This is a genomic window from Algisphaera agarilytica (assembly GCF_014207595.1).
GTDB classification, from domain to species: Bacteria; Planctomycetota; Phycisphaerae; order Phycisphaerales; family Phycisphaeraceae; genus Algisphaera; species Algisphaera agarilytica.
Genome location: NZ_JACHGY010000001.1, coordinates 3,644,034 through 3,664,563 on the forward strand (window position 1 = coordinate 3,644,034; position 20,530 = coordinate 3,664,563).

Here is a 20,530-nt window from a genome sequence, read left to right on the forward strand (position 1 = left end):
GCCTGGATTGTAATCGCGTGACGCAGACCGTGGAGGAAAATGGGGCGTGGTTGAAACAATCCGCTTGCTCCGGCGTCCTACTCTATGGCTATGGTCTGTTTCACCACGAAAGGGCGAAGATGAAATACGGTTATTGGGGCGCCGTGCTTGTTTTAGCTGTCCTTCCCGCTGTTTGTAGTTGGGCGTTGGCGGGAACCAGCCGAGTGGTTGGTCCCGGTCAGGCACTGAACGAGCAGATGCAAGAGCACTATGCCTGGCCGATGGGGACTTGGGGACTGGTTAACGCGCCGTGTAGGCAGAACGCCTGGCAGCCTTGGTTCAGCGAACGTGTCAGCGACGTGATCCACTTTGAGCTCGCACCCACCAATCTTGATGAGGTTAATGGCTTGCTTGCTCAGTTGTCGGCGATCGATATCCGCGTCAAGCAGGTCATCCTGAATCCCGGGAAGGAACCGTACGCCCTTGGCTTCGTCACTGCTTTAGAAGAGGGTAACGGGTTGCCCATGATCTTCTCGATCGGCAGCCAGTTGCAGAATGACCTCTGGTTTGACCGGCTGGAAGATGGGAAGTTCGGCGTTTACGAATACCACGAGGCGCCGCGTGCGTTGCCACCAACGATGGCGATTTATGTCGGCCACGACTTGATCGATCTCAACAAACTACAGATATCACCGAACGTCAGGGTGTCAGTGGCTGAGTTGGGGCCGGAACAGGTAGCTGAGTGGGGTGAACGATTGGCTCCGCTGCGCGAGTTCGTTGCGGCGCATGAGGCGAGGCAAGCCGAGCATCAGTTGATACCCGAGGCGGTACGCCGTCGGGACTGATATGCCGGTTTAGATTGTGAAGCCTTGCCGTGGACTCACTTAACGTACGCGGCGTAGATCGCGTTGAGGGCGGTGTCGAAGTCGTTGACGTTGACGCCGACGATGATATTCAGCTCGCTGCTGCCCTGATCGATCATCCGGATGTTCACGCTCGCCTCGGCCAGGGCGCTGAACAGCGTGGCGGCCATGCCGGGCTTGGTCTTCATGTTTCGGCCGACGGTGGCGATCAGTGCGAGATCGGGGTCGACGCTGAGGGTGTCCGGCTCGATGTCACGCCGCAAGTCTTCCAGCACGCGGTCGAGCTTGCCCGTCAACTCGTCGTCGGCGACAACGATCGAGAGCGTGTCGATGCCCGAAGGCATGTGCTCGAAACTCACGCCGTTGCGGCGGAGGATCCCCAGGACCTGTTCGCCGTAGCCGATGACTTCGTTCATCAGCGTCTTTTCGAGGTGGATGATGGTGAAGTCTTTCCGGCCCGCGATGCCGGTAATGGGGTAGCGGGTGGGCTGCTCGGTGTCGCTGCCGACGATGAGCGTGCCGGGGTGTTCGGGGTCGTTGGTGTTGCGGATGTTGACCGGGATGCCCGCGTGCCGAACGGGGAAGACCGCTTCGGGGTGGAGCACGGTGGCGCCCATGTAGGACAGCTCGCGCAGCTCGCGGTAGGTCAGCGTCTCGATGGTCTGCGGTTGGTTGACGACGCGCGGGTCGGTCATGAGAAGGCCGGAGACATCGGTCCAGTTTTCGTAGACCTTGGCTCCCGTGGCGCGGGCAACGATGGCGCCGGTGACGTCCGAGCCGCCGCGGCTGAAGGTCTTGATGTGGCCCTCGGGCGTGCTGCCGTAGAACCCGGGGACGACGGCCCGGCCGAGCTCCTGAAGCTTATCGCCGAGCGTGCGGTAGGTGCGTTCCTCGTCCAGACGGCCAAGCGAGTTGAAGAAGATCACCTCGGCCGAGTCGACGAAGGCGATGCCCAACCGCTCGGCGAGGATGCGGCCGTTGAGGTATTCGCCACGGCTGGCGGCGTAATCGGGGCCGCGACCCGTCTGGGCGTTTTCGGCGATCTTGGCCTTGACCTCGCCCAGCAGCGCATCCATGTCCAACTCGACGCCGAGCTCCTCTGCGATGCCTCGGAAACGCTTCTCGATGATGCCGAAGGCCTCGTCAAACGCCACGCCCTGGCCGGCCGACTCGTGACAGAGGTAGAGCAGGTCGGTGACCTTGCGGTCGTCGGCCGAGCGTTTGCCCGGGGCCGAGGGCACGACGAATCGGCGGTCGGGGTCGGCGTCGATGATCGCGTGGGCCTTGGCGATCTGCTCGGACGAAGCCAGGGAGGAGCCGCCGAACTTGGCGACTTTCACGGTCGATGGCGTGGAGGGGGAGGCGTTCATGGGGCGGATACGTTAACCGCCCGGGTTCGGGGCCGCCATTTGGGACGGTGGATTGGCGTGGGCGCGCGGGGCCAAGCCCCGCGGCTAACGGGGACAAATTCGGCGGTTTTACATGCGATTCGGGCTGGCTCGACAGGGCAGCGGGTTTGGCTATACTGTGCGACTCCCCATCTCGCCCGGATGGCGGAATTGGCAGACGCGCCGCGTTGAGGTCGCGGTGGAGGTAAAACTCCTTGCAGGTTCGACTCCTGTTCCGGGCATTGACGCTCCGCAGCCGCGGGGCGTTTTTTTGTGGCGGGGCGGCCACGGCGGAAACTCCTTTTCAGGCTACGGAATCAGCGATAGGCTGTAACCACTGTCGATCGTGGTGGGGAACCCGATCTCCCGTGGAAGAGGAACGACATGCAGACGACAAAGATGCGGAAGTGGGTGGGGGCGTTGGCCCTCGTGGCGGTGGGGTGCGTGGGGCTGACGGGTTGCCAGAGCGCCCCGCCTCAGGAGAAGGCCCCCGAACCGGTGGTGCCCGCGGGGAAAATCACCTTTGAAGACGCGGTGAAGATCGACAACGGCGTGGTCCGCCTCGCGGTGTCGCCCAGCGTGGGCCGGGTCGTCGAGTTTGGCTACGTCGGACAGCCGAATCTTCTTTGGGTCAACACCCAGGACATCTTCGACACCCCGCCCGGCCCCGATACCTACTACAACATCGGCGGCGACAAGCTCTGGGTTGCGCCCCAGCCGCTTTGGAAGAACGCCTTCGGCCACGACAACTGGCCTCCCGAAGGCGTGATCGACGGCGCGGCTTGGACGCTGGTCGAACAGAAACGCGATTCGATCACAATCCAGAGCCCCGAGAGCCCGGATTACGGCGTGGTGGTACGACGGACGTTCCAACTTCCGGCGTCCAAATCCCAGGCCGTGATCACCAACCAAATCGTGCGGCTCCGAGCCAACCCGCACCCGTTGCAGCTCTGGACGGTGACGCAGATCAAAGAGCCCGACACGGCCGTGCTCGACATCGCCAAGGACGGGCCGGAGATGCCCACGCCGTTCGTCAAGATGACCGATGAGACCCCGGTGAAAGTCGAGGGGTACGTACGGTTGATCGGGGAGGGCGGGGCGGTGGCGTGGACCCAGCAAGGCGACGTCCACGCCAAGCTCGGAACACTTGGCCGATGGGTCGCCGGGGTGTACGACGGCGTGGTCTTCCGCCAGTCCACCAAGTTCGACGCCAACGCGGCCTACCCCGAAGCGTCGTCGGTGCAGGTCTACCGGGCCGGGGACTACACCGAGCTCGAACTGCTCAGCCCGCTCATCCAGCTCGCCCCCGGCGAATCGATGAGCAACACGGTCACATGGGCACTCATCGAAGTCAGCAAGCAATACGACCCGACCGATTTCCTTCTGGCGTCCGACCCGAAGTAACCGCTCGCATCACAGCACGAAGTTCGAAAGGTCTGCGTCTTCCACGACGGGGGCGACCTGTTGCTTTACGAACTCGGCGGTGATCGAGAGCTTGGTCTCGCCACCGGCGACGCGCTCGGGCGCGTCGAAGTTCACCTGATCGAAGACCTTCTCGATGATCGTGGTGAGTCGGCGGGCGCCGATGTTCTCCAGCGTGGTGTTGGCCTGGGCGGCGAGCTCGGCCATCGCTTCGATCGCCTCGGGCTCGAACTCCACCTCCAACCCTTCGACGCCCAAGAGCGCCTGCTGCTGTTTGGTGAGCGCGTTCTTGGGCTCGGTCAGGATGCGGATGAAGTCGGCCTTGCCCAGAGCCTGCAACTCAACGCGGATCGGGAAGCGGCCCTGAAGCTCGGGCATCAGGTCGCTCACCGCGGCGACGTGGAACGCGCCCGCTGCGATGAAGAGGATGTGGTCGGTGTGAACGGTGCCGTACTTGGTCGAGACCGCCGAGCCCTCGACGATCGGCAGCAGGTCGCGCTGCACGCCCTGCCGGCTGACATCGGGCGAGCCGGACCCGCCGCCCGAAGAACTCTGAGCCCCGCTGGGCGTGGCGATCTTGTCGATCTCGTCGAGGAAAATGATGCCATCGTTCTGTGCCCGCTCGACCGCCTCGGCCTGGATCTTCTCTTTGTTGAGCAGCTTCTCGGTCTCCTGCTCGATGAGCACGACCCGGGCGTCCTTCACGGTCAGCTTGCGGGAGGCGGTCTGCTCGGGGATGAGCTTCTCGAACATGTTGGACATGTCCGGGTCCATCTGGTCCAGCCCCATGTTGGCGAACATGACGTTGGTCTGCGGGCGCTTGGTGACGGTGAGTTCGACTTCGCGTTCGTCGAGCGTGCCCGCTTCGAGTTGTTTGCGGAGCGCGTCCCGGAGGCGTTGGCGGTTTTCGCCGGAGTCTTCGGTCGAAACGAATCCTCCCGCGGAGTCGCCGGGTGAGACGGCGGGCCGCGGCTTGGGCGTGTCGGGGAGCAGCAGGTCCAATAAACGCTCTTCGGCAGCGGATTTGGCTTTTTCCTCGACGATCTTGGACTGCTCGGCCCGGACGAGGCCGACGGACTGGTCCACCAGGTCGCGGACCATGGATTCGACATCGCGGCCGTGGTAGCCGACCTCGGTGAACTTGCTCGCCTCGACCTTGATGAACGGGGCGGAGGCGAGCTTGGCCAGGCGGCGGGCGATCTCGGTCTTACCCACGCCGGTGGGACCGGCCATGATGATGTTCTTGGGGTACACCTCGCGGGAGAGCTCGGCCTCGAGCTGACGCCGACGCCAGCGGTTGCGGATGGCCACGGCGACGGCCCGTTTGGCGTCGGACTGCCCGATAACGTGTCGGTCCAGGGCGTCAACAATCTGGCGGGGGGTCAGGTCATGCATGGAGCAACGATCATAGCGGTTAGGCGATGCAAAGCATTGGTCAGAGAAGCCTAAACCGGCGTGTGGCTTGTGTCGATGGAAGGGCGAGGGCTGACCCGGTCACCACGTGGCGGGAGAAAGCCTAGGGCCGTACCCGTCGCGTCACGGGGCACCGATAGGCCCGGTCCGTATTCGTTGATCCAGGCACCGCTCATGGCCTTTGGCAAAACCAAATCTCGACTCTCGCCCATCGGCATCGATTTCGGGGCCGACAGCCTGAAGCTGCTGCAGATCGTCCCCGGCGATCCGCCCGAATTGGTCGCGCTGGGCTCGGCCACCGTGCCCGAAGAAGCCCGCACCGACCTCAACGCCCGCCAGGCCTTCCTCGAAGAAGCCCTGCCCGCACTGCTGCGTCGTCACGACTTCAAGCAGAAACGCGTCATGCTCTCCACCCCGGCGTTCCAGACGCTGGTCAACAACCTGGTGATCAACCGGGTGGACAACAAGGAAATCGACAGCCAGGTCGATCTCGCGCTGCAGACCCGCCTGGGTGTCGAGCCCAGCCGCATGGTGATCCGCAACTACCCCGGGGCCGAGATCTACCGAGACGGCCACCCGAAACAGGAAGTCATCACCTTCGCCGCCGGGCGTGACATCGTGATGCGTTACGTCGAACTCGCCAACCGCCTCAAGCTCGAGGTCGTGGGCATGCACTGCGAAGCCCCCTGCGTGCTTCGCGCGTTTTCACACGTCGGCCAAGTCGATGCGAGCGACCGCGACCGTGCGGTGGCGTTCATCGACCTCGGTGCCGCGACCACGAAGATCGTCGTCGCCCGTGGTGGGCAGATGATGCTCGCCAAGACGGTTCACGCCGGGGGCGATCAGTGGACCCGGAAGCTCGCCGCGGACCAGAGCATGGAATTCGCCGAGGCTCGGCTGGCCCGCGTGGCCCAAGCCAACGGGCAAAGTTCGGCGGTCGCCACCGCTGAACCCGCCACGGCTAACGCCAGCGAGCCATTGGACTGCGAAACCACCGAGTGCCTCATCGATGAGCTGCGGATGACCTTCCGCCACTACGAGTCGCGCTACCCCGAACAGCCGATCGAGAAGCTGATTTTCATCGGCGGCGAGGCCAACCGCATCCAGACCTGCCAGCAACTCGCCCGCAGCGTCCGCGTAGCCGCACAGCTGGGCGATCCGTTTGCCCGGCTGTCGCGGATGAACGCGAGCGGTTCGCCGATGGAAGTCGATCTGTCCCAGCCCCAGCCCGGATGGGCCGTGGCCCTGGGCCTCTGCCTCAGCGAGGCCAACCTGTAACCCCGGCATTGCCTACCCCGATCTCGGAAGTATCCGAGTGATTGCCTCGAACCCTGATTCCGACCCCCAGACCCCGACACCCGAAACTGGAGCCAGCCATGGCTGAGAACATGAGTTTCCTTCCCGAAGACTACCTGGAAAAGAAGATCGCGCGTCGCACGAACGTGATCTTCGTCAGCCTGTTTGCCGTGGTGCTCACGGCCGTGGCCGCGACCGATTTCGTCGGCCGACGCCAGGACTCGGTGCAACTCGCCGAACTCGCCGCCCGCCACGCGGAGTTCGAAGAGATGCGTCGGACGTTTGAGCAGATCGAAGAGCTCAACGCCAAGAAGCAAGAGATGAAGAACAAGGCCAACGTCACCGCGACGCTGAAGGACAACGTCCTGAAGTCGATGGTCTTCGCCGAGCTGATCAACAACATGCCCGCGACGCTGCGTCTGACCGACCTGGAGCTGCAAACCAAGGTCGCCAAGAACGGCGCCCCGCCGCCGCGTACCGCCATCCAACGCGAAAAGATGCGTCAGAAGGGCACCGGCCAGAAGGAAGTCCAGGTCGTTCCGACCGTCGTGGACATCACGCTGATCGGCATGGCCCCGACCGACGTCGAAATCTCCGACTACATCGGCAACCTCAACGCCCACGAGCTTTTCCGCGGCGTTAGCTTGGCCTTCGTCGAAGAGGCGAAGAAGGAAGACAACGTGATGCGTAAGTTCCGCATCGAGCTGTCGCTGGACCGCGAATTCGACACCGCCGATTTCGAACCCACCTTGGCCGATCGTGAGCTGGAAGTCGACCCCACCGGCGAGACCCTGCAGATCAACCCCGAAGGCGAGTTTGTCCGTCCCACCGAGTCGCTCGGTGTGGTTGAAACCGATTAAGACCCCCGAGATTTTCCGAGACACGTCCCACGGGCGTGTGCGTCACCCGAGCCCCGATACACGCCACACGGCGAAACCGCCGGAGAAACACCATGCGATTTGGCATCCGAGAAATCCTGTTCGTCCTCATCCTGCTGGCCATCCCCGGTGGGTGGTACATGGCCGTGGCCCAGCCACGCCTTGAAAAGAAGCTCCAGCGCACCGCAGACATCGCGAAGGTCGAGTCCAAGATCAAGTCGGTCGAGAAAGCGACCGCCGGGATCGAAGATGTCCAGGCCGAGATCGAGAAGCTGCAGAACGCCATTAACCATTTCCAGAGCATGCTGCCCAGCGACCGCGAAGTCGAGACGCTGCTGCGTGAGGTCTGGGAGCTGGCCGGTGAGCATGATCTCAACGCCAAGAGCGTGCGTCCGGACAAGATCGTCCCCGCCGCCCAGTACGCCGAGCTGCCCATCATGATGGAGATCGTCGGCGACTTCGACGGCTTCTACGACTTTATCCGTGACATCGAGAAGCTTCCCCGGATCACCCGGATGCCCCGCATCAAGATCAAGCGTGACTCGAAGGAAGACGGCGGCGTGGTGAAGGCCGAGATGACCCTGAGCATCTTCTTCGAGGGCGACGACGCCCGCGACATCCGCTCGTAATCAAGCCGACCTCCACGTAATTCGAACCGAACCAACCGCGGCCCGGCCGCCAAACGACCCGACAAGGGAAATCAGATGAGTGAATTTGAAGACTTCGACAACCCGGTGAACGAAAGCTTCGAGGAAGAGCCGCAGACCATGTCCCTGATGGGGGGCATCGCCGGTGGCGGCGCCCTGCCCGGCGACGAGTTCGCCATCGGTGGCAACGAAAGCAAAAAGCTCACCCAGCAGTCGATCCTCATCGGCTTGACCGTCACGGTGGTGGCATTCGGGGCGCTCACGCTCATGCGTGTGACCCAGAAGGACGCCAGCGCCGCGGACGTCTCGGCCGAGACGATGCAGTTCATGACCGAGCTCGATATCCGGATCGCGAACATGGACAAGATGTCCGAAAACGATCCGCTCAACCCGGTCAACATCAAGCGGCTGTTCCAAGACACGGACGAGATCGTCGCCGCAATCGAGGACGACCCCACCGAGAAGCAGGTCCCGCTGGAGCTGGTTCAGATGAACCCGTTCACCCTGGTGCAGCAAAAGACTGCTGAGGTTACCGAAGCGGTCGACAGCGAAGCGATGCGTGAAGCCGAACGTTCGGCCGAATTGCAGAACCTGTACGGCGAGTTGGCCCGCATTGAGATCCAGAGTCTGGTCGGTGGCAAACGGCCCGCGGCCTTCATCGGCGGCGACCTGTTCAAGGTCGGCGACAAGATCGGCAGCTTCGTCATCACTCAGATCGACAACCGCCGCATCGTCTTCGACGCCCCGGGCTTTGAACTGCGTGACGGTGAGACCTCGTTTGCTCTGGGGATCAAGACCGACCGTTAAGACCCGACGCAGGCCCGAACGGCCCGCCCGTATGTATCGAAGCGCAGGGGAGAAGCGCCATGGACCAATTTGAACACGACAGCAACGCGCTGCCCGTGCCCGCCGATCAGGTCGGGCTGAAAGACCTCTGGGCCCCGTCGACGACCGCACTGGTGGCTGTCCGGGACCTGGGCAAGTCGCTTGAGGCCAACGGCATCATCAGCGCCGCGCAGCTCGCGACCGCACGCGGCGTGGCCGAGAAGACCCCGGGCAAGCCCCTGGCGGACATCTTCTTCGACATGGGCGTGGATGAGGTGGAGCTGCAGCAGACGCTGGCCAGCATCTCGCACATGGCCTTCGAGCGGATCGATCCGCAGAACCTAGAGGCCGCGAAGTTCATCAACCGCCTGACCCTGTCCTACTGCCAGGAACACGGCGTGATGCCGCTGCGTTACGCGGGCTCCCGTCTGGTGGTCGGTGTGGTTCACGTGGACGACCTGGTCCTGCTCGACGAACTGCGTCACAAGATTGGTCAATCGATCAAGCCCGTGGTGGTTACCCGTAGCGACATCGACGCCGTTGCCGAGGCCTTGAAGTCCGACGAGTCGGAAGACAACAGCGTGTCGATGGACGACGTGCTGGAAGGTATCGACGAAGACGACGTCGAGGTGGTCGAAGAGAACAACGACGACCTGGACCTCGAGAAGATGGCGGGCGAGTCGCCGGTCATCCGCTACGTCAACTACTTGATCTTCAACGCGGTCAAGGAAGGCGCCTCGGACATCCACATCGAGCCTCAGGAAAAGAAGATCCGCGTGCGCTACCGCATCGACGGTGTGATGTTCGACGCGACCAATCCACCCAACCAGATGCGGTCCGCGATCATCTCGCGGATCAAGATCATGGCCAACCTCGACATCGCCGAGCGGCGGCTGCCCCAGGACGGCCGGATCCGCGCGATGGTTCACGGCCGAAAGCTCGACCTGCGGGTCTCGACTCTGCCCATGGTTCAGGGTGAGAAGTGCGTGATGCGTATCCTCGATACGCGGTCGATTCAGGTCGACCTCGACGACCTGGGCATGGACCAGGACAGCCTGCAGATCTGGAAGCACCAGATCAGCCAGCCCCACGGCATCGTACTGGTCACCGGCCCAACCGGTTCGGGTAAAACAACCACGCTCTACGCCTCGCTGGGCAAGATGGACCGTGACAAGCTGAACATTTCCACGGCCGAAGACCCCGTGGAATACCACCTGTCGGGCATCAACCAGACCCAGACCCACGCCAGCATCGGTATGACCTTCGCCGCGGCCCTTCGGGCGCTGCTGCGTCAGGACCCCGACGTCATCATGGTGGGTGAAGTTCGGGACGTCGAAACCGCCAAGACCGCAATCGAGGCGTCACTGACCGGTCACTTGGTGCTGTCGACCCTGCACACGAATGATGCGCCGTCGGCGATCACGCGTCTGATCAACATCGGCGTTGAGCCTTACCTCATCGGTTCGGCGGTCAACGGCGTGTTGGCTCAGCGTCTGGTGCGGAAGATCTGCAGCAACTGCAAGACCCAGACCGTGCCGGACGATGTCATCGCGGAACACCTGGCGATGCAAGGCATCGCGATGGACCAGGTCTGGACCGGCGCGGGCTGCGACAAGTGCCGCGGGACGGGGTACTCGGGGCGTCTGGGTATCTACGAGATGCTCGTGCTCAACGACAACCTCCGCGACCGCGTGGCGGGTAACCCGAATGTCACCGAGTTCCGCCGGATGTGCGTCGAGGGCGGCATGGTCACCCTGCGTGAGGACGGCTTCCGCAAGGTGGCTAACGGCCTGACCACGGTTGACGAAGTGCTCCGGGTCACGGAATCCTGAGTCAAAACTAAAAAACACTGCTAGCTGAACCCTAAAGTTCTTTTGAAAAAGACTTTAGGGTTTTTCTTGGGTAGGCTGTGGCCGAAAGGGCGGCACCGCCTGATCATTTCTAATCCCATTAGGGCCATCCCCCCGATGTGACATCAGGCGAAATGCAAACGCCTGTGGCTTCTCAGACCAAAGTTTAACTTTACATTATCCATATGATTGTTAGTATTTACCCAGTTTACCCCGTGAGCTAGCCGCTGAGTGTGCTCACACCGGAGGGGGTAACCTGTTGGGTATCAGGGCTTCGCACGATGCGTTGCTGGGAATCAGTCGACAAGGAATCGTCATTTCAAGGTTCCCTCAAGTATTGACCCTCCATCCTGCCAATTGTTGTTTCCACGGCAGACCCTCAGTTTCTTGACCGCCCCTGTCAAGACGAACCATCAAGACCCCTTACCAAGTTCATGCACAAACGCCTCGGCAAGATGCCGTCGCAAAGTTGGTTAGCAAAGACCCGCAGGGCCCGCTTGTTATCGGGCCTGCGAGGTGACGAAAGGCCCGCTCCATGCATAAGACCCTCGCGACCCTACTGATGTTTGCCCTGCTGGTGGTGACCGGCGTGGCCCAAGGGCAAGAAATCACCATCAAGGTGACGCCTGAGAACACGGTGCACGTTACCCAGGGTTTCGAGACCGAAGAAGTCTCGAACATAGACGGGCTGGCCGACGATCAGGGCGACGCCCGGATGACGGTGTTGTTCCCCGAGCAGAAGCCCGCGGTGTACGAGCTGGAGTCCGAGGAAGACTACCTGCTGATCACCGACGGCTACCTCCCCGCGGGTGGCGAGATCCTTCTGCAGGCCACGGTCGATCACACCGGTGATCCGGTCCCGGCCTTCGAACACGTGATCCGCGGCGGTGATTGGCTGATCGACGCCAAGTACATGGAACAACTGCCCCTGGGCGAAGTGACCATCTCGGCGACGCTCCGCACGCCCGGCCGCAACGACGCGGTCGCCAGCCACCCGTTCTACATCCTTGAGCCCGGCGTCATCGATCCCGATTCCGACACCGACTGGTTCGACTGGGAAGGCCAAACCCCCGCTGATACTCCCTTCACCCCCGGCGAAGGTTTTGTGGAGTTTGAACCCGCCGCCGACGCCCGCATCTACTACGTCAGCGCCACCGGCAGCGACAGCAACGACGGCCTGAGCCAGGCACGTCCGCTCCGCACCGCCAAGGCCGCCTACAGCAAGCTCCGCAACGGCTCGAGCGACTGGATCCTCTTCAAGGCGGGCGAAGTTTTCGACGGCGGTTTCGGCACCTGGACCAAGTCCGGCGCCTCGGCTGAAGCACCGCTCCACGTCGGCGTGTACGGCGAAGGCGACCGGCCGATCATCCACACCAACGGCGGCGAGTTCTGGAAGGCCTGGGGCTCGGTTTCGAACATCCGTATGGAAGGTATCCACGCCTTCGCCAACAAGCGGCTCGGCACCAGCAAGGACCAGCTCGCTTGGGGTGAGTACGGCGTGTTCCTCTTCGGCAAGGGCGAGAACTTCTTCTTCCAGGACTGCAAGTTCGAAGGTTTCAAGTTCAACCTGGCTTTCCAAGGCTACAGCGAAGGTTCGATCCGGAACCTGATGGTTTACCGCTGCATCGTCAACAACGCCTTCGGCCACTGGGACCACGAAGTCGCGGGCCACTCCTCGGGCGTGTTCCTCAAGAGCGTCGCCAACGCCGAATTTGTTGAATGCACCTTCGACCGCAACGGCTGGAACCCGCAGGTCAGCGGAGCCAACCGCACCAAGTTCAACCACAACATGTACATCCAGTACAACAGCGACAATGTCAACGTCCGCCAGAGCATCATCACCCGTGGCGCTTCCCACGGCCTGCAGCTCCGCTGCGGCGGCGACATCGTTGAAAACCTCTTCGTCCGCAACGCTCTGGCTTGCTTCGTTCAGCTCGACCCCAGCAACATCGTGGACAACGTCATTATCGAAAGTGACGACATCGACGACAAGGAAATCCGCGGTCAGGGCATCACCGTGAACCCGACCGAGGAGGCGCTGGTATCCAACAACATCGTCACCCGCAAGGCGGGGCGTGCGGGTTGGATGACCGGTATCCAAACCGCTTGGACCAGCGACGTCAGCAAGATCCCGACCTACAACGTCAGCATCCACGACAACATCGTCTGGAACTGGTGGATGAACGAGCCCAACCTCCCGATCAAAACCCGGGAAGGCAACGTCACCCGCTACAACAACACGATCGACGGCGTCGTGTCCGAGACCGGCCAGCGTGTGGTCTACAAAGACCCGACCGTCGGCTTCGACGGCTACATCGACGGCGGCTTCTCCGAGTTCCTTCGTCAGGCGGTTCAACGTCGCCGAGGCGAGTGGAACCCGGAAGTGTCCGCGGCCGCGTTCAACGCTTACATGCGTGACGGCTTTACGCCCGCCGTCTCGACCGCTCAGAACTTCTAATCTTCGCAGCGGCGAAGCTCGCAACCTCGAATCAACAGCCCCTCCCACTGAGGGGTTTTTTATGCGCGATGCCGGGAGACTATGCTATGGCGATGAGTGAAAAGCTTCACCAGATCACCGTGCCGATCCGCGTGCGATACCAGGAGTGTGACCCGATGAATGTCGCGCACCACTCGGTGTATCCGGTGTGGCTGGAGATCGCACGCACCGAGTTGTTGAGGTCGATGGGGCAGACCTACCGTGACCTGGAAGCGGCGGGGGTGTTCCTGGTTGTGGCCAAGCTGTCGCTTCGTTACCGCCGCCCGGCGATGTACGACGACGAGCTGGAGGTCTCGGTGACGGCGCTGCCGACGGTGGGCGTGAAGCTGGAGCACCGCTACGAGATCCGCCGGGGCAAGGACTTGATCGCGGCGGCGGAGACGACCCTGGCGTGTGTGGATGGGGACGGGAAGCTCCGCCCGGTACCCGAAAAGGTACTCAATCCGGGTCCGTAACGGGTTACACCCCAAGCGGCTCCGGGATTTTCCCGAAATATCAGATGGTTACTTTTGATTCACGCCCCGCTGTCTTGGGGTGCGGTGATTCGTAGGCCCAGGGAGAGGGCGATCATTTCGTTATGAGTGGTACCGAGTCGGTCATTTGGTTCATCGGGATAGCGCTCTTCACCGTGTTCGCGTGGTGGGGCGGTGTGTGTCTGGGCCGAGGCCATGCCTGGGTGGGCCGGCTAACGATTGTGGCGGGGATCGGCCTGATCCTGGCGTGGGGGTGGTTGATCCGTCATCCGGCCACGGCGGTCAGTTTGATTCCGGTTGGGATCCTCAGCCGAATCGAGGGGGTTGGTGGGGTGCCGTTGTTCATGATGGTGCTGGGGGCGGCGTGGGCGCGATGTGAGGTGGCTCGGCAGCGGGTCGTGATCGGCTGGGCGATGATGTTCGGTGCGATCTACTTCGTGAATGGGGGGATGTGGATGCTGCAGGAGACGCCCGCCTCGGTCATGGGGCAGACGGTGTCCGCGCACGATATCCGACAGAGCCAGGACTACTCCTGTGTCCCCGCGGCCTGTGCCACGGCATTGAATCTTCTGGAGATCCCCTCGACCGAGAAGGAGATGGCGGAGCTGACCCAGACCCGGCCGGGAACGGGGGCTACGATGATCCGCGCCCTCGACGGGCTTGAGCGCCGTTTACGCGGAGGCGAATTGCGGCCGATCCTGAGCGCTCCACGCTACGAAGAGCTGAGTGACTTGCCCATGCCTCTGCTGACGCCGTTGCAGTTCGAGGCGACACGACAGCACATGGTGGTCATCGTCAAGGTAACGGACGACGGTGTCTGGTTCATGGACCCGATGGATGGCTACCAGTACTTCGTCCACGAGGAGTTCTCCCGCCTGTACCGCAATCAGGTCATCGAGTTCCGTTCATTCTGAGCTGAGATGGTGTTATTCACTGGCTTTAGGAGACATCATGTCGGTCCGGCGGGGGACTGGAACAGTTCCATCTCGGGCCTATGGCGATGGAAAGTCGTACTTGTCATGTTGCCTTTGGCGGGTGTTTTGAAAGTGGCGGTATTCAAAGTCGGTGAAAAACGCTGGTTTTCGGGCGTCGGGTTTTGACGCGACACACAAAACCCCTAGAATCTTCGCTCTTTCATAACCCCAGCGCGGTATAGCCGCGCGCTACCCCCGAGCTCCCGGACGCCTCCGGGACCCCCGACAAACGGAGTTGCACCGCATGGCCACCAAGAAGACCTCTCGCCGATCGACCGCCAAGACCTCTAAGATGGTCTACTACTTCGGTAAGACCAAGACCGACGGCAACGCCAAGCAGCGCGAGCTGCTCGGCGGCAAAGGCGCCAACCTCGCCGACATGACCAGCATCGGCCTCCCCGTGCCTCCCGGCTTCACCTGCACCACCGAGTGCTGCGACCAGTACTACAAGCAAGGCCGCAAGCTGCCCAAGGGCCTGATGGACCAAGTCCACAAGGCCGTCAAGCTCCTCGAAAAAGAAAACGGCAAGAAGTTCGGCAGCAACACCGACCCGCTGCTCATGTCCGTCCGCTCGGGTGCTGCCCAGTCGATGCCCGGCATGATGGACACCGTCCTCAACCTCGGCCTCAACGACCAGGCCGTCGTCGGTCTGGCCAACGCCACCGGCAACGAACGCTTCGCTTACGACTCGTACCGCCGTCTGCTCAACATGTACGGCGACGTCGTCATGGGCGTTGACCACCACGCCTTCGAAGCCGAATTCGACAAGATCAAAGCCGAGCAAGGCGTTGACCTCGACACCGACGTCGACACCGCTGGCCTTATCAAGCTCTGCGGCCTCTACAAGAAGGTCATCAAGAAGCACACCGGCCAGAACTTCCCGCAAGACCCCATGAAGCAGCTGGAGATGGGCATCACCGCCGTGTTCAGCTCGTGGATGGTCCCCCGTGCGATCCGCTACCGTCAGATCAACGAGATGACCGGCCTGCTCGGCACCGCCGTGAACGTCCAGACCATGGTCTACGGCAACATGGGTGATGACTGCGGCACCGGCGTCGCCTTCACCCGTAACCCGTCGACGGGTGCCAACAAGTTCTACGGCGAGTTCCTCGTCAACTCGCAAGGCGAAGACGTCGTCGCGGGTATCCGCACCCCGCTGCCCTGCGAATCGATGCCCAAGTGGAAGGCCCCCAACAACAAGACCATCGGCAAGCAGATGCACGCCGAGCTCATGAAGATGAAGGGCATCCTCGAGAAGCACTACAAGGATGTTCAAGACATCGAGTTCACCATCGAGCGTGGCAAGCTTTTCATGCTGCAAACGCGTAACGGTAAGCGTACCGGTGCCGCGGCCGTGAAGATCGCCTGCGACATGGTCAAGGAGAAGCTGATCACCGAGAAGACGGCCGTGAAGCGTATCCCCGCCAACGACCTGACCCAGCTGCTGCTGCCCTCGTTCGACCCCAAAGCCAAGAAGTCGGCCTCGCCGCTGACCGTCGGCCTGCCCGCGTCGCCCGGTGCGTCGTTCGGTGCCCTGGCGTTCACCGCCGAGGAAGCCGTCGAGCGGACCCACGCCGGTGAGCGTGTCCTGCTGGTCCGTCAGGAAACCAGCCCCGAAGACGTCGACGGCATGCACAGCGCCGACGGCATCCTCACCTCGACCGGCGGCATGACCAGCCACGCGGCGGTTGTCGCTCGTGGTTGGGGCAAGTGCTGCGTCGCCGGTGCCGGTGAGATCCAGATCGACGCCAAGGCCGGCAAGATCAAGGTCGCGGGCAAGACCTACGGCCGTAAGGACGTGCTGTCGATCGACGGCACCACCGGCGAAGTCTTCGCCGGTGAAATGGACACCGTCTCGCCCAAGCTGTCGGGTGACTTCGCCACCGTCATGAAGTGGGCCGACAAGTACCGCAAGCTCGCGGTCCGCACCAACGCCGACTCGCCCGCCGACTCGAAGCGTGCCCGTGACTTCGGTGCCGAAGGTATCGGCCTCTGCCGCACCGAGCACATGTTCTTCGAAGGCGACCGCATCACCGCCATGCGGGAGATGATCCTGGCCGAGACCGAAGGCGACCGTAAGAAGGCGCTGAAGAAGCTCCTTCCTTACCAGCGCAAGGACTTCGTCGGTATCTTCACCGCCATGAAGGGCCTGCCCGTGACCGTGCGTCTGCTCGACCCGCCGCTGCACGAGTTCGTCCCCCACGACGCCAAGGGCCAGAAGGAAGTCGCCAAGGCGCTGGGCATCTCACCCGCCAAGGTGAAGGCTCGCGTGGCCATGCTGCACGAAGCCAACCCGATGCTGGGTCACCGCGGCTGCCGCCTGTCGATCACCTACCCCGAGATCCTGACCATGCAGGTCACCGCGATCGTCGAGGCCGCCATCGCCTGCAAGAAGAAGCGTGTCGAAGCTAAGCCCGAGATCATGATCCCGCTGGTCGGCACCAAGGCCGAGCTCGCCCTGCTGCGTGCTAAGGCCGAGGAAACCATCGCCGATGTGCTGGCCGCCAAGAAGTTCAAGGGCAAGCTGGACATCACCATCGGCACCATGATCGAGATCCCGCGTGCGGCCCTGACCGCCGACGAGGTCGCCGAGGAAGCCGACTTCTTCAGCTTCGGCACCAACGACCTGACGCAGATGACCTTCGGCTACAGCCGTGACGACGTCAACAGCTTCCTGCCGGACTACATCGGCCACGAGATCCTCGAGAAGGACCCGTTCCAGTCGCTGGACACCACCGGCGTCGGTCAGCTGGTCGCCATGGGCGTCGCCAAGGGCCGTTCGACCAAGAAGAAGCTCAAGGTCGGCATCTGTGGTGAGCACGGCGGCGACCCCGCCTCGATCCAGTTCTGCCACGACACCGGCCTGGACTACGTGTCCTGCTCGCCGTTCCGTGTGCCGATCGCCCGCCTCGCCGCGGCACAGGCCGCTCTGGCCTAAGCCGTGTGCCGCACACCCCGCGAGGTCGTACACGATCAACCGTGATGGCTTCGCCTTGGGGAGTGCACGGTTCCAGAAAGGACCCACAAGCACTTCGTGTGACAGCAACCAATCATCCAGCCCGCAGGCCGTTTATACGGCCTGCGGGTTTTTCGTTGTGCCGCTTCGGGGGTGGGGGTATAGTCCGTTTGCTGGCTGCCGAGGGTGGCCGTTGTTCTCACTGCCACGTATCCCGGGAGTATCCATGTTTAATTCGTCATTGCCCGTTTGCCGTGTGTTCCTCGCGGCGGCGTTGTCGCTGTTTTTGTTTACGCCCAGCGTGTCTTCCCAAGAAGTAGCGGAAGCAGATGTTTGGAGCCTCCAAGACTACCGCGACATCGGCATCAACTTTCAAAGCGGCCCGATGAACGGTGACTTGGGTAACGCCGAAATCAAAGTTAAATCGGGCTGGGCATTCCTTGGCACGGGCGACACCAAGAAGCTGATGGAATTGTACGGCAACCAGCTCACCGGCATGGAGCGGGGGACACTCGTTAGGGCCGATGAGCCCGACTCGTGGTTTGCCGTGTTTGAGTTCGACCCGATCGGGTACATCGCCGACGCCGAGAGTGAAGACCTTGATGCCAAGGCCATGCTCAAAGCGTTTAAGAAAAGCGATGGCCCCGCCAATGAGTGGCGGCAGCAGAACGGCCAGGCGCCGCTCAATACCGTCGGCTGGAAGACCGAGCCGTTCTACGATCCGCAGACCAACAACCTCGAGTGGTGCCTCGAGCTCGAGAGCGAGGGCTACCCGGTGCTGAACCACAACATCCGCATCCTCGGCCGGCGTGGCGTGATGCAGGTGACGCTGGTGTGTGACCCCGCCGACCTCGACGCGGCGCTGATGCACGTACAGTCGGCCTTGACGGCGTTCTCGTTCAAGAGTGGCGAAAGCTACGCCGAATACCGCAGCGGCGACAAGATCGCCAAGTATGGCCTGGCGGCGCTGGTCACCGGCGGGGCGGTCGCGGTGGCGGCCAAGAGCGGGGTGCTGAGCAAGCTAATCAAGCCCATCATCATTGGTGTTGTGGTCCTCGGCGGCGTGTTCGCCAAGTTTTTCAAGGGCCTCTTCGGCGGCTTTGCCAAGGAATAGGGCCGCCTCGCGGCGCCGTGTGTCATGAGCCTGTTTCTTGAGTTTGAGTTGGTCATGCTCGTGCTCTACGGCATCGAAAGTCTGGCGTACGCGCCGGGCGATGCGGTGCTGACGGTGAGGACGACCTTGGCACGGGTGCGGCTGGCCCGGCCGTGGCAGATTATGGCGACGCGGCGCGGCCGAGTCCTGGTTGCGGGCTGGGCCCCGTGGGACGTGGGCATGGTTGCCGCGCCCTGGCCGATCAGCATCCATGGCGACCGCGTGACGAACCGCCCCAGTCACGCCTTGTTCGATACCCGAGCGGTTGAAACGCTGCCCGCTGAGGTGTTGTCTGCCAGCCAACTCGACGCGGTGACTTGTCACGATTCGGAGCTGTGGGTTAATGGCCGCAAGTTCGCGTTATGCGCGAGCCGCGAGCAGGCCCGACTCATGGTTCGGCTGCTTCGGCGGTGGCGCGATAGCTCTGAATCCGACCGTCAGGCAGTTGTGAAACGGGAGATGCGCCGACACCTGAGCGTCCGCCGTGCTACGCGTCGCTGGACGATGTTTCGCCGGGAGGCAAGGTTGGCGGTGTGTGTCAGCGTGGCGCTGGCGGTGTTGATCTTCGTGGTGCTGCCGCTGATCTACGTCAATCTGGGACTCGAGCGTTACTGGCGGTTCTTGATCCCTATGTACGGTCTGCTGGTCGTCATGGGCGGGATGGAGATGGATCGGCTCTACCGCTGCCTGTATCCGCAAAGCACCGGCGAGCGGTGGAAGCAAGTGGTGCTAACGATTATCGCGCCGACACATGCCATGCGGCTGGCCAACCACGTTGGGCACGACCTGCTTTCGGGTTTTCACCCTGTGGTCGTCGCGCAGGTGGCGGGCAACCCGCAGCAGGCCCGTGATGCGGCCCGGGAGACGTGGCTGAGCCTGCACCACGCCCGGCTGAGCACGGAACCCGACCCCGCTGAGGTCGAAGCCATGGTCCGGGCGGCGAGGGAGCATGATCAGCGAGAACTCGACGCATGGATCGCTCAGCAGGGGCACCAATCGGCCGACTGGTCCAAGCCGCCGACGCGCACCAGCGATTCTTGCGTGGCGTTTTGCCCACGTTGCGCTTCCCAATACACCGAGGTGGATGCGGGCTGTCGCCTGTGTGGGGGGCTCAAGCTGACACCGTTCGCGGATGAGGGGGCAGCAGTGGCCGATAATGCCGCGGTATAGGCCGTTTGCTCTGCGGAATTTTTCCTGCACCAGCACATTGCCGCCCGGCCCCGGATTAAGCCGCTGTGAATGATGGCCGATATTCGAGGTATGAAGGTGCCACGTGAGGCCTCCCATAACGACCCCCGCCGACGGATGCCGCGTCATGAGACCGACGCGGTGAGCTGTGGGCTTGGGAGCGTGCTGGACCTCTCGGGCACGGGCATGCGATTGGGGATATCCGGCCGGTGCTCGATCAAGATCGGGCAGATCGTTCCGGTGAAACTCAAGACCCCGCACGGGTCGGTCGCGGTTGCGGCACGGGCTGTTTGGCGTCGCCGCACCGGGCTCCTGGGCGGTTGTCAGATCGGCTTCAACTTCGACGGCATCAAGCCCAGCCAGGCCGTCGCCCTGGCGACGATCGCTCGCTTCGGCTTCATCGCTCCCGATGGCGTTCAGCAGGCGGGTGCGGGTGAGGGCGTCGAATCTGTCGGGCAATCGCCCAGCGCCATCGAAGCCAATATCATCATGGCCGAGTATTACGAACGCCTAGGCCTCGATCCCGAAGCCACGGCCCAGGACATCAAGCACGCCTACCGGCAGCTCGCCCGCAAGTATCACCCCGACGTGGCCCCCGGCGAAGACAATCAGCGGAAGTTCGTCGAGCTGCGTGAAGCCTACGACTTGCTCAATGACCACCTGCGTCGCGCGGGTTAATCTGCTTAGCCGCTTGCGGCTTAGCCCCAAAAAACATTCAGATTGAATCT

At 62.5% G+C, this 20,530-nt stretch carries 16 protein-coding genes and 1 tRNA gene; 15 read left to right on the forward strand and 2 right to left on the reverse strand.

Annotated features, from left to right (window positions below; all coding sequences use genetic code 11):
• The first annotated feature begins 17 nt into the window (after positions 1-17).
• Entirely contained in the window at positions 18-824 is an 807-nt protein-coding gene (locus tag HNQ40_RS15810) for a hypothetical protein (protein ID WP_184678792.1), read from the forward strand.
• Positions 825-859: 35 nt separating this feature from the next.
• On the opposite strand, the gene HNQ40_RS15815 is transcribed toward HNQ40_RS15810, so the two are convergent.
• On the reverse strand, positions 860-2,212 hold the full coding sequence (locus HNQ40_RS15815; protein WP_184678793.1) for an aspartate kinase: 1,353 nt from the start codon (positions 2,210-2,212) through the stop codon (positions 860-862).
• A 174-nt stretch (positions 2,213-2,386) separates the two neighbouring features.
• Between HNQ40_RS15815 and HNQ40_RS15820 the strand changes: the two genes are divergently transcribed.
• Positions 2,387-2,472: transfer RNA gene (locus HNQ40_RS15820), tRNA-Leu, on the forward strand.
• 142 nt (positions 2,473-2,614) lie between these two features.
• Positions 2,615-3,634 (forward strand): DUF4380 domain-containing protein, encoded by a 1,020-nt coding sequence (locus HNQ40_RS15825; protein ID WP_184678794.1) that lies wholly within the window; start codon positions 2,615-2,617, stop codon positions 3,632-3,634.
• A gap of 9 nt (positions 3,635-3,643) precedes the next feature.
• On the opposite strand, the gene hslU is transcribed toward HNQ40_RS15825, so the two are convergent.
• Positions 3,644-5,047, reverse strand: a complete 1,404-nt coding sequence (hslU, locus tag HNQ40_RS15830) for an ATP-dependent protease ATPase subunit HslU (protein WP_184678795.1) — start codon at positions 5,045-5,047, stop codon at positions 3,644-3,646.
• Between the two features lie 192 nt (positions 5,048-5,239).
• Here hslU and pilM point away from each other — a divergent pair, with 192 nt between their 5' ends.
• The 12 genes from pilM (at position 5,240) to HNQ40_RS15890 (ending at position 20,480) form a co-directional block, all read left to right on the forward strand.
• Positions 5,240-6,343: a pilus assembly protein PilM gene (gene pilM / locus HNQ40_RS15835; protein WP_184678796.1), complete on the forward strand. Its 1,104-nt coding sequence runs from the start codon at positions 5,240-5,242 to the stop codon at positions 6,341-6,343.
• Between the two features lie 110 nt (positions 6,344-6,453).
• Positions 6,454-7,221: a PilN domain-containing protein gene (locus HNQ40_RS15840; RefSeq protein WP_221435576.1), complete on the forward strand. Its 768-nt coding sequence runs from the start codon at positions 6,454-6,456 to the stop codon at positions 7,219-7,221.
• 92 nt (positions 7,222-7,313) lie between these two features.
• Positions 7,314-7,868: a type IV pilus inner membrane component PilO gene (gene pilO / locus HNQ40_RS15845; RefSeq protein WP_184678798.1), complete on the forward strand. Its 555-nt coding sequence runs from the start codon at positions 7,314-7,316 to the stop codon at positions 7,866-7,868.
• Between the two features lie 75 nt (positions 7,869-7,943).
• On the forward strand, positions 7,944-8,693 hold the full coding sequence (locus HNQ40_RS15850; RefSeq protein WP_184678799.1) for a hypothetical protein: 750 nt from the start codon (positions 7,944-7,946) through the stop codon (positions 8,691-8,693).
• A 59-nt stretch (positions 8,694-8,752) separates the two neighbouring features.
• Positions 8,753-10,543 carry a GspE/PulE family protein gene (locus HNQ40_RS15855; protein ID WP_184678800.1) on the forward strand — a complete coding sequence of 597 codons (1,791 nt, stop codon included), beginning with the start codon at positions 8,753-8,755 and terminating at the stop codon, positions 10,541-10,543.
• Positions 10,544-11,096: 553 nt separating this feature from the next.
• Positions 11,097-13,019: a right-handed parallel beta-helix repeat-containing protein gene (locus HNQ40_RS15860; RefSeq protein WP_184678801.1), complete on the forward strand. Its 1,923-nt coding sequence runs from the start codon at positions 11,097-11,099 to the stop codon at positions 13,017-13,019.
• Positions 13,020-13,111: 92 nt separating this feature from the next.
• Positions 13,112-13,513: an acyl-CoA thioesterase gene (locus tag HNQ40_RS15865; protein WP_184678802.1), complete on the forward strand. Its 402-nt coding sequence runs from the start codon at positions 13,112-13,114 to the stop codon at positions 13,511-13,513.
• Between the two features lie 122 nt (positions 13,514-13,635).
• Complete coding sequence (locus HNQ40_RS15870) at positions 13,636-14,445, forward strand: cysteine peptidase family C39 domain-containing protein (protein WP_184678803.1); 810 nt, start codon at positions 13,636-13,638, stop codon at positions 14,443-14,445.
• A 304-nt stretch (positions 14,446-14,749) separates the two neighbouring features.
• The gene (gene ppdK, locus HNQ40_RS15875) at positions 14,750-17,443 is read left to right on the forward strand and encodes a pyruvate, phosphate dikinase (RefSeq protein ID WP_184678804.1); all 2,694 of its coding nucleotides are present in this window, start codon (positions 14,750-14,752) and stop codon (positions 17,441-17,443) included.
• A 244-nt stretch (positions 17,444-17,687) separates the two neighbouring features.
• Positions 17,688-18,575, forward strand: a complete 888-nt coding sequence (locus HNQ40_RS15880) for a DUF2167 domain-containing protein (RefSeq protein ID WP_184678805.1) — start codon at positions 17,688-17,690, stop codon at positions 18,573-18,575.
• A 24-nt stretch (positions 18,576-18,599) separates the two neighbouring features.
• The gene (locus HNQ40_RS15885; RefSeq protein ID WP_184678806.1) at positions 18,600-19,784 is read left to right on the forward strand and encodes a hypothetical protein; all 1,185 of its coding nucleotides are present in this window, start codon (positions 18,600-18,602) and stop codon (positions 19,782-19,784) included.
• Between the two features lie 90 nt (positions 19,785-19,874).
• Positions 19,875-20,480: a DnaJ domain-containing protein gene (locus HNQ40_RS15890; RefSeq protein WP_184678807.1), complete on the forward strand. Its 606-nt coding sequence runs from the start codon at positions 19,875-19,877 to the stop codon at positions 20,478-20,480.
• Positions 20,481-20,530: the final 50 nt, after the last annotated feature.

Coding starts and splice junctions, on each gene's coding strand:
- HNQ40_RS15855 (WP_184678800.1), top strand. CDS start 8,753: ATGGACCAATTTGAACACGACAGCAACGCGCTGCCCGTGCCCGCCGAT.
- HNQ40_RS15840 (WP_221435576.1), top strand. CDS start 6,454: ATGAGTTTCCTTCCCGAAGACTACCTGGAAAAGAAGATCGCGCGTCGC.
- pilO (WP_184678798.1), top strand. CDS start 7,314: ATGCGATTTGGCATCCGAGAAATCCTGTTCGTCCTCATCCTGCTGGCC.
- HNQ40_RS15885 (WP_184678806.1), top strand. CDS start 18,600: ATGAGCCTGTTTCTTGAGTTTGAGTTGGTCATGCTCGTGCTCTACGGC.
- pilM (WP_184678796.1), top strand. CDS start 5,240: ATGGCCTTTGGCAAAACCAAATCTCGACTCTCGCCCATCGGCATCGAT.
- HNQ40_RS15850 (WP_184678799.1), top strand. CDS start 7,944: ATGAGTGAATTTGAAGACTTCGACAACCCGGTGAACGAAAGCTTCGAG.
- HNQ40_RS15870 (WP_184678803.1), top strand. CDS start 13,636: ATGAGTGGTACCGAGTCGGTCATTTGGTTCATCGGGATAGCGCTCTTC.
- HNQ40_RS15890 (WP_184678807.1), top strand. CDS start 19,875: ATGAAGGTGCCACGTGAGGCCTCCCATAACGACCCCCGCCGACGGATG.
- ppdK (WP_184678804.1), top strand. CDS start 14,750: ATGGCCACCAAGAAGACCTCTCGCCGATCGACCGCCAAGACCTCTAAG.
- HNQ40_RS15815 (WP_184678793.1), bottom strand. CDS start 2,212: ATGAACGCCTCCCCCTCCACGCCATCGACCGTGAAAGTCGCCAAGTTC.
- hslU (WP_184678795.1), bottom strand. CDS start 5,047: ATGCATGACCTGACCCCCCGCCAGATTGTTGACGCCCTGGACCGACAC.
- HNQ40_RS15880 (WP_184678805.1), top strand. CDS start 17,688: ATGTTTAATTCGTCATTGCCCGTTTGCCGTGTGTTCCTCGCGGCGGCG.
- HNQ40_RS15865 (WP_184678802.1), top strand. CDS start 13,112: ATGAGTGAAAAGCTTCACCAGATCACCGTGCCGATCCGCGTGCGATAC.
- HNQ40_RS15825 (WP_184678794.1), top strand. CDS start 2,615: ATGCAGACGACAAAGATGCGGAAGTGGGTGGGGGCGTTGGCCCTCGTG.
- HNQ40_RS15860 (WP_184678801.1), top strand. CDS start 11,097: ATGCATAAGACCCTCGCGACCCTACTGATGTTTGCCCTGCTGGTGGTG.